General features: G+C 62.9%; 11 protein-coding genes. All 11 read left to right on the top strand.

The window, feature by feature from the left end; genetic code table 11:
* Nucleotides 1–66: 66 nt before the first annotated feature.
* The 11 genes from J4F42_03380 (at nucleotide 67) to J4F42_03330 (ending at nucleotide 13,417) form a co-directional block, all read left to right on the top strand.
* Complete coding sequence (locus tag J4F42_03380; protein ID MCE2484531.1) at nucleotides 67–1,284, top strand: CoA transferase; 1,218 nt, start codon at nucleotides 67–69, stop codon at nucleotides 1,282–1,284.
* Between the two features lie 25 nt (nucleotides 1,285–1,309).
* Nucleotides 1,310–2,518, top strand: coding sequence for a CoA transferase (locus tag J4F42_03375; protein MCE2484530.1), 1,209 nt, complete (start codon nucleotides 1,310–1,312; stop codon nucleotides 2,516–2,518).
* 19 nt (nucleotides 2,519–2,537) lie between these two features.
* A complete protein-coding gene (locus J4F42_03370; protein MCE2484529.1) occupies nucleotides 2,538–3,758 on the top strand; it encodes a CoA transferase in 1,221 nt (406 codons plus the stop codon).
* Between the two features lie 60 nt (nucleotides 3,759–3,818).
* Entirely contained in the window at nucleotides 3,819–5,150 is a 1,332-nt protein-coding gene (locus J4F42_03365) for an alpha/beta fold hydrolase (protein MCE2484528.1), read from the top strand.
* 163 nt (nucleotides 5,151–5,313) lie between these two features.
* Nucleotides 5,314–6,546: a CoA transferase gene (locus J4F42_03360; protein MCE2484527.1), complete on the top strand. Its 1,233-nt coding sequence runs from the start codon at nucleotides 5,314–5,316 to the stop codon at nucleotides 6,544–6,546.
* Between the two features lie 35 nt (nucleotides 6,547–6,581).
* Nucleotides 6,582–8,312 (top strand): hypothetical protein, encoded by a 1,731-nt coding sequence (locus J4F42_03355; protein MCE2484526.1) that lies wholly within the window; start codon nucleotides 6,582–6,584, stop codon nucleotides 8,310–8,312.
* Nucleotides 8,313–8,315: 3 nt separating this feature from the next.
* Nucleotides 8,316–9,656 (top strand): DUF1329 domain-containing protein, encoded by a 1,341-nt coding sequence (locus J4F42_03350; GenBank protein ID MCE2484525.1) that lies wholly within the window; start codon nucleotides 8,316–8,318, stop codon nucleotides 9,654–9,656.
* Entirely contained in the window at nucleotides 9,653–10,999 is a 1,347-nt protein-coding gene (locus J4F42_03345) for an outer membrane lipoprotein-sorting protein (protein MCE2484524.1), read from the top strand. Before J4F42_03350 ends, J4F42_03345 begins: the two co-directional genes overlap by 4 nt.
* Before the next feature lie 3 nt (nucleotides 11,000–11,002).
* Nucleotides 11,003–12,199 carry an LLM class flavin-dependent oxidoreductase gene (locus tag J4F42_03340; protein ID MCE2484523.1) on the top strand — a complete coding sequence of 399 codons (1,197 nt, stop codon included), beginning with the start codon at nucleotides 11,003–11,005 and terminating at the stop codon, nucleotides 12,197–12,199.
* Between the two features lie 13 nt (nucleotides 12,200–12,212).
* Nucleotides 12,213–12,512 (top strand): hypothetical protein, encoded by a 300-nt coding sequence (locus J4F42_03335; GenBank protein MCE2484522.1) that lies wholly within the window; start codon nucleotides 12,213–12,215, stop codon nucleotides 12,510–12,512.
* Between the two features lie 293 nt (nucleotides 12,513–12,805).
* Complete coding sequence (locus J4F42_03330; GenBank protein ID MCE2484521.1) at nucleotides 12,806–13,417, top strand: hypothetical protein; 612 nt, start codon at nucleotides 12,806–12,808, stop codon at nucleotides 13,415–13,417.
* Nucleotides 13,418–13,467: the final 50 nt, after the last annotated feature.

Raw genomic sequence — 13,467 nt, 5'->3', positions numbered from 1 at the left:
TGGGGCCGCCTTGACCCCCCCGGGTTTTGGGCCTATGTTCCGGCCAGGATTGAGCAGTATGTGCCTATGAATGCTGATTCGCCTCCGAGTGCCGGCCCGCTGAGCGGCATCCGCGTCATCGAGTGTGGGGTGCTGCTGGCCGCTCCGTTTTGCGCCCGCCTGCTGGCCGATTTCGGCGCCCAGGTCATCAAGGTCGAGCCGCCCGATCAGGGCGATCCCATGCGCGCGACCGGACAGGCGCTGCTGGACGGCAAGAGCCTGTGGTGGCCCAACATCGCCCGCAATAAGCGGTGTATTACGCTCAACCTGCGCCTGCCCGAAGGACAGGACATCCTGCGCCGGCTGGCGGCTCAAGCCGATGTGGTGCTGGAGAACTTCCGGCCCGGCACGTTCGAGGGCTGGGGGCTGGGCTATGAGGTGCTGCGCGAGCGCAACCCGGGTCTGATATTTGCCCGGGTGTCGGGCTACGGTCAGACCGGACCGAACCGCCACAAGCCCGGCTTTGCCGCAGTGGCCGAAGCGTTTGGCGGGCTGCGCCACAGCGTCGGCTTCCCCGACCGGCCGCCCGGTCGGGTGGGGGTGAGCATCGGCGATTCCCTGGCCGGCATGTTTTCGGCCCTGGGCATCATGCTGGCCCTGTACCACCGGGATGTGAACGGCGGGCGCGGCCAGGTCATTGATACGGCCCTGTATGAGGCGGTGTTCGCGGTCATGGAGGGGGCGCTCACCGAGTATGACAAAACCGGCTATGTCCGGACCCGGACCGGCACGAGCCTGCCCGGTTTTGCCCCATCCAATCTGTACCCGTGTCGGGACGGCAAATGGATCATTATTGCCGCCCAGTCCGACAAGCTGTTCGAGCGCCTGTGCCGGGTCATGGGCCGCGCAGACCTGCTGGCCGACCCGCGTTTTGCCAGGGCTGCGGCGCGCGGCGAGAACCGGGACGCCATTGACGCGATTGTGGCCGGCTGGACGGCCGAACACGAACTGTCCGCACTGCTGCCGCGTCTCGAAGCCGCCATCATCCCGACCGGGCCGGTCAACAGCATGGCCGATATTGCGGCCGACCCGCACTTTCAGGCCCGGGACATGCTGCTCAGCCTGCACGACCGCTTGCTGGGGGCAATCCGCATGCAGGGCATTGTGCCCAAGCTGAGCGACACACCGGGGGCGGCGCGGTCTGTTGGCCCGGCTCTGGGCGAGCATAATCACGAGGTGTATCAGGATCTGCTCGGACTGCAGGCCGAGGAGCTGGCCGGCCTGCGCGAGCGAGGTGTGATCTAGCGGTGTGATCTAGCGGAGACACGACATGGCAGAACAACTCCTGACCGGTCTGAAAGTCCTGGAATGTGGCAATCTGGTCTCGGCGCCCTATCTGGGCAAGCTGTTGGCCGACCTGGGGGCCGAGGTGATCAAGCTTGAGGAGCCCGGCGGCGACAGCGCCCGCGGGCGCGGACCCTTCCCCGGCGATACCCCCCACCCGGAAAAGAGCGGGCTGTTTTTGTATCTGAACGCCAACAAGCTTGGGGCGACGCTGAACCTGCGTACGCCACACGGACGGGGGCTGTTGCAGAGTCTGTGCAGCCAGGCCGACCTGCTGATCCACAACTATCGGCCGCCCGAGATGGCCGGCCTGGGGCTGGACTTCGACACGCTGCGGCGGACCAATCCCGGCCTGATCATGACCACGATTTCGTATTTCGGCTGCACCGGACCCTACCGCGACTACCACGCCTTTGAGCTGACGGCCAGCAACGCCGGGGGCTGGGCGTTCATCAGCCCCGGCGCCTCGGATTATGCCGACCTGCCGCCGCTCAAGGCCTTTGGCCATCAGGCCGATTTCCAGGGCGGCGTGCACGCCGCAGTGGCCAGCCTGGGCGCGTATTATCACCGGCTGCTGAGCGGCCAGGGCCAGCACGTTGACGTGTCGATTCAGGAGTGTATTGCCGCCATTCTGGAAATGAACTTCACCCATTACACCTATGCCGGGAATGAGACCTCACGCCTGGGCCGGCGCTCGATTTTTCCGTGGTGTATGCTCGACTGCCAGGACGGCAAGCTGTTTGTGATCAACGTCGAAGAAGACCAGTGGCAGCGCCTGGTGGAGCTGATGGGGAATCCCGAATGGGCCACGCTGGAGATCTTCGAAGATCGGGTCCAGCGCGGCCTGAACTACGACGCGCTCTTTCCGCTGCTCCAGGAGTGGGCGGCCAACTGGAAGGTGGCCGACCTGTACAAGGCCGGCCAGGAGCGCCGTATCTGCATGGCGCCGGTGAATACCATGGCCGACCTGTTTGCCTCCGAGCACCTGAAGGCGCGCGAGTTCTTCACCACGATCAGCCATCAGGTCGCCGGCACGCTGGACTACCCCGGCGCTCCGTTCAAGGTGTCCGAGGGCGGGGTCGAGACGCCCCGCCCGGCCCCGCTGCTGGGCGAGCATAATGAAGCGGTCTACTGCGGCCAGCTCGGCCTGTCCGGGGACGAGCTGGCCGACCTGAAGCAGAGGGGCATTATCTGAACGCGGAACGAGGTATCGCATGTCATCATCACGACCCCTGGACGGCATTCGCGTGCTGGACTTCACCTGGGCCTGGGCCGGACCCTACTGTACGCTGCAGATGGCCCATATGGGCGCACAGGTGATCCGTATTGAGAGCGAGAAACGGCCGTGTGTCACGCGCCTGATCCCGCCGTTTGCGGATGACCAGCCGGGCCCCAACCGGGCCGGTTATTTCAACCAGTACAGTCAGGGCAAGAAGAGCATACAGCTCGACCTGGGCCGACCCGAGGCGGTCGAGATTGTCAAAAAGCTGGCGGCCCAGTCCGATATCGTCGTCCAGAACTTTTCGGCCGGCGCGATTGAGCGCATGGGCTTCGGCTATGACACGCTCAGCCAGCTCAAGCCCGACCTGATCATGATTTCAATCTGTGGCTATGGCCAGACCGGCCCTGAGCGTAAGTATATGGGCTATGGGCCGGCCTCGGTGCCCCTGGCCGGCATTTCCTCGCTGTCCGGTTATCGGGATAAGGGGCCGGCCGAGGTCGGGATTTCCTACGGCGATCCGAACGCCGGCATCTTTGGGGCGTTTGCCGCCCTGGCGGCCCTGGCCTACCGGCAGCGGACCGGCCGGGGCGTGCACGTCGATCTGGCGCTGTGGGAGGCACTATTGGTCCTGATGCCCGAGGGGCTGATGGACTACGCCATGAACAAGACCCAGGCCGAACGGGACGGCAACCACGACCCCTGGATGGCGCCCCACGGCTGCTTCAAGTGCCGGGGCGACGCCGATAAATGGGTGACGATCGTGTGCGGCTCGGACGCCGAATGGCAGGCCCTGTGTCGGGCCATTGGCCAGCCCGAGCTGGCGAGCGATAAGCGCTTTGCGAATGCCACCGCCCGCAAGGCCAACGAGGATGCGCTGGAGGACATCCTGAGCGCCTGGACCGCGCAGCGCGACCGCTGGGAGGTGACCGAGGTGCTGCAACAAGCCGGGGTGGCAGCCTTTCCGTCGATGAGCAACAAGGATATGGCCACCGACCCACACCTCGAAGCGCGCGGCTACCTGGTCCGCAAAGACCATCCCGAGTTCAGCCCGCGCGTGCATGCCGGCATTCCGTGGCAGATGTCGGACACGCCGTGCGAGGTTCGCGCCGCCGCCCCGCTGCGGGGCCAGCATACCGATGAGGTCTTGGGCGAGCTGCTGGGCATGTCGGAAGCCGAGATTCAACAGCTCCGCGACGGGCAGGTGCTGACCTGAGCAGTGCGGAACGAGGAAGGCTGAATGCTGAACGGAGGGCTCTGTCCTCCTGGAGTCACGATGAAGCGGGTCTTTTCATTCATCATTCATCATTCATCGTTCATCGTTGCCCTCGTCTTTCTTGTCAGCGCCTGCGGCCAGCCGCAAAAAAAGCCGTTCTCGAATCCCAGGCTGTACGCCGACCCGCCGCCCGCAGCGACTCCCGCCGGGCGGCCGCCGCCCGCGTCCACTCCGGGCGGACCGGCGTCGGTCGCCGCCTCGGGCTGGACCCAGAGTGTGACCGAGCGGGCGATTGCCGGCTATCCGGGGCTGCGCGAGAGCGTGTGGACGAGTGCCCGTCCCCCGCACGGCCAGCACGACTATATCGCCGTGCACCGTATTCGGAGCGTGGACACGCCGTCGGCCGCCGCCCGGTCGGTATTTTTCTTTCTGCCCGGCACGCACCACCACGGCGAGGTCGTGGTGGCCGATGAGCGCTACGACCTGCGGCTGTATCTGGCCCGGCGCGGGATCGAGACCTGGACCCTCGACTATCGGACGCATTTCATCACCCGGGAGCAGATCTTCGAGTCCGGTTTCATGCAGGGCTGGACCGCCCAGGTGTTTATTGAGGATACGGCTGCGGCTGCGGATTTTGTCCGGCAGACGAGCGGGGTGCAAAAAATCTTCGTTGGCGGCTATAGCCGCGGGGCAACGTTTGCAGCCCTGATGGCGGCCCGCTACAGCCGCCAGGACGTGCTCGGCCTGGCCCTGCTGGACGGCTACGCCCTTGAGCCGCCCGAGGCGCGTGCGATTTACCGGGAACGACCCGAGACCCCGACCTGGTTTGCCGACGATCTGGAGCGGCGCTATGTGCCCTACCGGCGCTGGATCAAGATGCTGCACGACACCCTGGCCGAGCCCGACGGTCCCGATTTCATGCCGGTCCACCTGTTCGAGAACCGGGCTGAGATGCTGAAACACTTTCTGTTTGTATCTCCGACCTATGGTCAGCAGGGCGGCCTGTCAAACGCCAAGGGCGGCTATGCCGATATCCTGGTCCTGGCCCGGATATTCCTGCACCAGGATCGCTACTGGCCGCGGGTCCAGAATCACGGCGGTTTCGAGTTGGCGCGTCATCTGGCCGACGCCCAGTTCGACTACGCCGGCGCGCTGCGCGCCCTCACCATTCCGGTCATCGCCTTTGCCAGCAGCAATATGGACAAGGCCGGTATCGGCTGGACCGGACGGGTCGAGTATACTGCCCGGGCCACGGCCAGCCGTGACGTCGAGTACTCCCTGCTCCAGGACTGGGGCCATCTCGACGTGCTGCTCGGAACGGCGGCGGCCCAACAGGTGTTTTCGCCCCTGGCCGACTGGATAGACCGCCACACACCGGCTCTCAGCCCCTGAGTCCAGCGTCCGTTCCACACCCCCGACCGGGGCTGGCTGTCTGCTTGCATGTTCGGGCGTTCCCGAGTACAATCCCGCTCGGTTTCCAGCGACTGAACAGTCATTCAGTCGCTGGAGGCTCTCTTGCCGGATTGGCGAGATTGGCATGTCAGGAGGGGCGCATATGGCCGCACAAAACACGAGCGGGATGTTGGCCGGCTACACCGTGCTGGATTTTACCCAGATTGTCGCCGGCCCGACGACGACCAAACTGATGGCCGAAATGGGAGCCGAGGTCATCAAGGTCGAACAAGCCCCGGCCGGAGACCCGGCACGTCAGAACCCGGTCTGGAAAAAGGGCCGCAGCGGCTATTTCATGCAGCATAACCTGGGCAAGCACAGCCTGTGTGTGAATCTCAAGACCGAAGTCGGACGTGAGCTGGTTCGCGCCCTGGTGCCGCATGTTGACGTGGTGGTCGAGAATTACAGCCCGGGGGTGATCGGGCGTCTGGGGCTGGGCTACGAGGTGCTGAAGGAACTCAACCCCAGGCTGGTGATGTGTTCGATTTCGGCCCTGGGCCAGACCGGTCCGCTGTCCCACGTGCCGGGCTTTGACTATATCGCCCAGGCGTATGCCGGCGTGACCGAGGTGATGGGCGAGCCCGACCAGCCGCCGGTCATCCCCATGGTGGCCATGGGCGATGTCAGTACCGGTGTCCACGCCCTGGCCGCAATTGCCTGCTGCCTGCTGCACCGTGAACGCAGCGGCGAGGGCCAGTACATCGATGTGTCGCTCCTTGATTCCTACATCCACACCCACGATTTCAGCCTGGCAACCTATACGGCGACCCAGGGCAAGTTCATTCCGACCCGGGGCGGCTCGCACCACACCGGGCTGACGCCGTGCGGCGTGTTCAAGGCACGCCAGGGCTATATCATGATTATCGCCGCCCTGGACCACCAGTGGCAGGGGCTGACCAGGGCTATGCAACGGCCCGATCTGTCGGACGACCCGCGCTTTCGCAATGTCCGTGTGCGGCGCAAGAATCGCGACATCCTGATGCCCGAGATTGAGCGCTGGCTGCTGTCTCTGCCCGACCGCCAGGCGGCGCTGGACGCCCTGGACCGCGAACGGGTGCCGGCCGCCCCGGTGCTGACCGTGCCCGAGGTGGTCGAGCATCCGCACCTGGTCGAGCGCCAGGCCGTCCGCTCGGTGTCCGATCCGCTGCTAGGCGACTTCATGATCCCCGGCTTTCCGTTCCGCTTCTCCGGTCATCCGCTGCCCCAGGTCGTGCCCGCGCCCGATCTGGGCCAGCATAATGCCGCCGTGCTGGAACGCTACCTGGGCTATGGGGCAGACCGGATCGCCGCACTGGCGGCCGACGGCATTCTCGTCCAGCAGGCCGCCGGAGCATAAGGCGGGCTGTTCGTACAGAAAGGATAGTCACACGAATGGGACAACCGCACCGTTTCAGACCAGCCTGCCTGCTAGGATGTCTTGTCCTCCTGCTGTGGACCTCGCCCAGCTATGCGCTGTGGGACGGGCCGTTGAGCAAGCCGATCGGCTGGGCGAGTAATAACTGGTCACGCTTCGACCGCTTTCTGGCAACCTTCGATCCGGCCGGTCGCTATGTGCGTCAGCCGATTGAACGCCGGGTGCCGGCCCTGACCTTTAAGGGCTTTTATCGGCAGTGGTCGGATGTCTTGCTGACCAGCAGCCAGACGATTCACAACCGTCGCCGAGACTTCCGTTTCCTGCAGCTTCAGAACCTGCTGGAACTGGAGAGCCACTATCAGCTCTCGCCCAATATCGAGATCACCAATATCAGCCATTTTCTGTACGACGGGGTGTACAACTGGCAGGACTCGTCGGGCCTGTACGGCGACCGGGTGAGCGAGACGCTGCGTGGCTACCACAATCTTGATCGGATCGTGCGCGAGCTGTACGTCAGCTACCGCACCCATAATCTGGACCTGGTGATCGGCAAGCAGCAGATCGCCTGGGGAAAAATGGACGGGCGGTATATTGACACGATCAACGCCATCGACAACCGCGAGGGTGCCCAGGTCGAGGCCAACGAGTATGAATTCCGGCGGCTGCCGGTCTTTATGCTGAATACGACGTATTTCTTTGGTGCCAACTCGCTCAACTTCTTGTGGATTCCGCATTTCGAGCACGACCGCAGCGCGCCCTACGGCGCACCCTGGGCACTGCCCTTCCTGCCGCCGAACGCCGAAAGCCTGTTGACCAGCGACGAGGACTTGTTGATGGGCCGCAAGGATTTCTTCGGCAATTATATCCTCAAGCGCCGCCGCCCCTCGTCCGGAAACTGGGGCGACCACGAGTTCGGCGCCCGTTTGGACGTGTCCATGGAGCCCCTGACCTGGGGCTTGGTGTACTACTACGCGTGGAACAAGTCGGCCCAGAATTTCATTGTTGATCGGGCGATTGACCAGGACGGGGATATCCACCTGATTCTGCAGCCCCGCCACACCCGCCTGCACCATTTCGGGATCACGGCCGACTATGCCACCTCGTTCGCCAACGTGCCCATAGTCGGTGAGTTGCCCATGGTGCTGCGGGTTGAGGGCCTGTGGACCAAGGCTGTCGAGTTTCAGGACACCAGCCGCTTTGGTGCGACCAGCAGCCTGCCGGCGCCCGATTTTCATATCAACACCAAGGAGCACAACGCCAAAGACGTGCGGCGGATGGTGGCGACCCGGCGCCGGGCCGGCCTGGGCGAGCGTTTCAAATCCGGTGGGCATGTGTCCCGGGATACGATGCGGGCCGCGGTTGCGCTGGAATTTGCCCTGCCGGGCAACACCTCGTTTATTTTCCAGCCCTCGCTGCTGTACACCTTTGACTGGCGCGACACCCTGGGTAGCGGATTCGGCGGGGCGATTGGTGACGAGTGGAACGTCCTGCCGGTGGTGTTTGTCGGCCGGCCGTTCCGCTTTACGCGCGACCGCCTCAACGTCAGCGTGACGGCCATCCCGTGGCTCAGCGGCCCCAACCGCAAGTGGCAGGGCATGAAAACCAGACTGACGGCCAGCTATAATTTCTCCCAGTTCATCACCGGCCGCATGACCTATACGGCCTTCAGCGGCGGCTATGGGACCGACCTGTACGCCATCTATGGCAAGTACGATAATATCGGCTGGGAGCTGAGCTACGAGTTTTAGCCCATGAATACGTTTGTCGTCCACATCTGCCTGCTCGCCGTCCTGCTGTGTCCGGCTGTAATTGGCGCCCAGGACAACGGCGCTCGGCCGAAATCCTGGAAGACGCTTGCCGAGCTGTCGGCGGAAGAAAAAGTCGGGCTCGACTTTCGGACCGACACCCCGCGCAGCGCGACCATTCCCTATCTGCCGGCGGAGCCCTATCCGTTTGAGGCGCCGTATACGGCCGAGGAGTTGGGCTATCGCTCCATGGAGTTCACCCATGTGTCGCGCTGGTCGCACGTCATGGCCGACGCCTTCGGCTCAATGACCAGCGGCGGCTACCTGAACCAGGGCGTCACGATCGGGCTCAATTTCTATATGCCGGCCGAGGACGGCGTTGCCGGTCATCTGGCAACGCCGGCGGGTCAGGATTTCTTTCGGATGGTGTTTTATTACTCCTCACCGGCCGAACTGCAGGGCGCCCAGGACCTGTGGATCATGCACCGGACCGATAAGGAAAACTCGACCAAGCTGGACTATTTTGCCTACGCCCCGGCCATGCGCCGGGTGCGGCGGATTCCCCAGCCCCGGCGGGGCGAGCGCTTCCCCAACAATGTCCAGTCGTTTGACGATATCGTCGGCCGCGATGCGTGGGAGTTTCGCTGGCGTGTGCTGGGGACCGACGTCTTGTATGAGACGGTGCGCTTTCCCACTACGCGCCCGACCGTGACCCTAGCCAATCCGGACGGCACGTTTTTCGACGCCGCGACCGACCAGCTCACAATGATGTGGGACAGCTATCCGTTCTACCGTCCCGACGGCGGCGTGGAGTGTTATGTGGTCGAATCCACGACCCGCGAGGATTGGCTGCCCAACTATCCGACCAGCAAACTCATCTACTGGCTGGACCGTCACTATTTCTACCCGCTGCGTATCGAGCAGTACGATCACGATGGCCAGCTCCAGGTCGTTGAGGTGCGGATCGCCAGACAGGATAATCCGACCCTCAAGGACAAGGGCTATGCGGCGCTGATGACCCTGTACTACGATGTATCGCTTGACCTGATGAGCTACAGCATCCACGACGCCCACCTGGTCAAGGAGTGGTCGGTCAAGGATAAAGAGGTGGCGTTTAGTCCGGATTTCATGCGCCGCGGCTGGCTGATGCATCCCCTGAAAACCCAGACCCTGGTGAATTCACCGGCCGAGTTTTATCTGCGTCCATTGCTGTATCCAGAGAAATTTCCCCAGGACCGGACGGTCGCGCCGGCGCCCGAGGTAGCGGCCCGCATCCGGGCTCAGGAGGCGGCCGGCCACCTGGTTTTTGAGATCCCGGTCGGGGTGATGGAGGTCGGGGCGCCATGACCGGCAGGGGCCGCGTCTGGGGGCTGATGCTGATCAGCCTGGCGGTGTGTCCGGTCTGGACTCTGGCCCAGGACACCCCGACTCGGACGTGGCGGACTGTGGACGAGCTGTCGGCCCAGGAACAGGCCCGGCTCGACCTGCGGACCGATACCCCCCGTGACGCCCAGGTGCCGTATCTGCCGGCTGAAAAATTTCCGTTTGCAGCGCCCTACAGCGCGGAAGAAATGGGTATTCGGTCCATGGAGTACCCCCACTCTCCGTACTGGAACAGCACCCTGATCGACATCGCCACGACCCTGACCGGCTCCGGCTTCATGGACCAGCGGGTGTCGATCATTCCCATCCTGTACCTGCCCCAGGGCGGTTTTGCCGAGCATCTGTACACCGCCAAACCCGGCAAGGAAGTCTTCCGCTGGCTGTCGCAGGCTGTGTCTCCGGCCGAGCGCTACGGGACCCAGACGTTGTTCATCGGCTACCGGACCGATCAGAGCTTTCCGACCAAGGTCGAACTGTTTGCCTACTCGCCCTCCATGCGGCGTATCCGGCGCCAGCCCGCGCCCCGGCGCGAGGATCGCCTGCCCAACGGGGCGGCGACCTTCGACGACCTGATCGGGCGGGACGCCTGGGAGTTTGAGTGGCGGATTCTCGGCGTAGACACGCTGTATGAGACCGTGCGTTTTCCGGTCACCCGACAGACTGCGGTGCTGACCGACACCGAGGGCAACTACATCGATGTCCACGCTGCGGATGTCAAGCTCATGGGGCCGGATTATCCGCTGTACACCGAGGACGGCGGGGTGCCCTGCTATGTGCTGGAGTCGCTGCCCAAAAAAGACTGGCACGCCAACTACTACATGAGCAAGCTGATCTACTGGGTCGATCAGCAGTCCTTTTTTCCGCTACGCATCGAAGAGTACGACCGGGACGGCAGGCTGGCCTTTATCAACGCCCGGACCGGGGTACGGGCCAACCCCAAGCTCGGCGACCGTGGCTATGCGGTGCTGTTCGACCTGTGGTGGGACATTCCAATCGATCTGCTCCAGGCCTCGATTCACGGTATCCTCAACCGCGAGTGGTCGGACGCGGACCGGCAGGTTTTTTTCAGTCCCGGCTTCATGCGCCGCGAGTGGTTTCTGGAACCGCCCAAGGGCATGATGTCACTCAACTCACCGGACGAGTTTTATCTGCGTCCGCCCTTGGAACGGGACAAGTTTCCGCAGCAGCGCACGATTCAGCTCGGGTCGGATATGGAGGCCCGGATTGCCGCCCAGGAGCGGGAAGGGCGGATCGTGTTTGAATCGAGCCTGCTGGCGGCTCATGAGCCGAGGGCTCTCAAGGAGTAAGTCATGGAGTTCTACGCGTTTCATCTCATGCCGTGGCCGCATCTGCCCCAGGATTTTGCCGACAAGCCGGACAAGTATCCGTCGGCTTGGGTCACGCTGTCCAACGAGTGTTATGACCCGGCCGAGGGTCAGCAGTTGTACAACCGCTATCTGGACGAGCTGGAGTACGCCGAGACGCTGGGCTTTGACGGCGTGTGCGTCAACGAGCACCACCAGAACGCCTATGGCACGATGCCGGCCCCCAACATCATGGGCGCCATGCTGGCGCGGCGCACCTCGCGGCTCAAAATCGCGATTGTCGGCAACGGGTTGCCCTTGCGCGACCATCCGCTGCGGGTGGCCGAAGAAGTGGCCATGCTCGACGTTATCACCGGCGGGCGGGTCATCTCGGGCTTTGTGCGCGGCATCGGCTGCGAGTACTTCTCGATGGGCATCAACCCCAGCTATTCGATGGAGCGTTTCCGTGAAGCGCACGACCTGATCCTCAAGGCCTGGACCGACCCCGGGCCCTTTTCCTGGGAGGGCAAGCACTTTGAGGTCCGGTATGCCAACGTCTGGCCTCGACCGCTGCAAAAGCCGCATCCCAAGATCTGGATTCCGGGCTTTGGCAGCTCCGAGACAATTGAGTGGTGCGCCCACCCGGACCGCAAGTATACCTATCTGGCCGTGTACATGCCGGAGAATCTGGTCAAGATGTATTTCGACATGTACCGCGAGTGTGCCGAAAAGTTCGGCTACACGGCCTCGCCCTACCAGCTCGGCCACGTCTATCCGGTATATGTGGCCGACACCGACGCCAAGGCCGAGGAAGAAGCGGCCGAGCATCTGCTGTGGCTGTATCACTTCGGGCTGCGTCAGAAGCCCGAGTTTCTGTTCCCGCCGGGCTATGTCAGCCATGCATCGATGATGAACATCCTGAGCCACGCCGACCAGATGGACTGGAGCAAGATGTCGTTTCATGAGCTGAACGAAAAGGGCTTCTGCATTGTGGGCGGGGTGGACACCGTGCGTCAGCGCTTGGAGAACGCGGCAAAAACGCTCGGCTTTGGGACCATGCCGGTTCTGCTGCACTTCGGCGACATGCCGCACGACAAGACGCTGAAGAACATGGAGATGTTCGCCTCCGAGATCATGCCCCACCTGCGGGGAATCCACGGCCAGCCCCAGGTCCAGCAGCCAGCCCTCGCCGCCGCGGATTAGGAGCAATCGTTATATGGCGGAGTTGGAAGCCGCCACCATCGCCTTTCAGCAGGCCAGCCTTGCCGCGCAACAGACCGGGAACAACATTGCTTTGTGGGCCACCTACATGCAGGCTGGGGCCGCCGTCCTTGTTGGTCTCCTGCAAGCCGGGATTATCGCCTGGGGGATTCGCAAGATGAGCCAGGAGGGGCTGCGCCGCGAACAGCAGCACGCCGACGGCCATGTGGAAACGATGGAAGTCTTACGCCAGCAGGGGCGTGCCTTGGAAGCGCTCATTGAGCGAACAGCGTCGCCCGCCCAAGCGCAGCCTTGACGCCGCTTCCAGACCACAAGCGAGAACTGCAAGAATCGCCCGCCCGCCCGCTCTCCTCCCCGGACGGTGAGCAGGCAGGGGCGTGGGGCGGGTGGCCTGTCTGCTATGTGCGAGCCGGCCCAAAAGGTGAGTGAAATCGGTCTCTGAGAGGCTCTGAGGACGGACGCCTCTCAACTTGACAGTTCGAGAGAGGCTCGGCTACAGCTCTTATTTATACAAATAATCTGAATATGGAAGTGACACCGCGCTGAGATACGATCCCCTGATCTGTGTTCTGAAAAGGGAAGCTGAAGATGTATACAATCATTGCTGTTCTAGGACTTGTTTTTGCTCTCTCGTCTGTGGGGTGGGCAGACCGCATTGAGGTCCCGGCCCAGGAAAGCACGGTCAGCGGAATCGGGATATTGTCCGGGTGGAAATGTGAGGCTGGAACGCTCACCGTCCGTTTCAATGGCGAAGAACCTCTTGAGATTCTGTATGGATCGTCCCGAGGCGACACCCTGGACGTATGTGGGGATGCCGACAACGGCTATGTGCTCCTCGTGAACTATAATCTCCTCGGGGAAGGCCAACACACTGCGGTGGTGTATGACGATGAGGTCGAGTTCGACCGGGTGGAGTTTACGGTCGTCACGCCCGGGGTGGAATTTCTTGAGGGCGTGTCTGGCTCGGGAACAATACGGTTGAGTGATGGGCAGCGAGCGAAGGTCGAATGGTCGGAGGAGACGCAGGGGTTTGCGGCAACGGAGTTTGTGACGCCGAGTATGTGTATCACGAAGACCGCGCGAGTTTTTGACAATGATTCTGACATAGCGACTTGGGACGTTACCAATCCCTGCGATGGCGAGACGCTTGATATAGATATTACCGTACTCTCACCTAGAGCGGTTCACCATTATCTGTAGCCACAATGCTGGAAGTAATGATGGCATTCGCGGGGAGAGAAGCCCGTCAA

The sequence above is a fragment of the Desulfurellaceae bacterium genome, assembly GCA_021296095.1.
GTDB lineage: Bacteria > Desulfobacterota > Binatia > Bin18 > Bin18 > JAAXHF01.
This window is presented reverse-complemented; position numbering and strand designations above follow the sequence as displayed.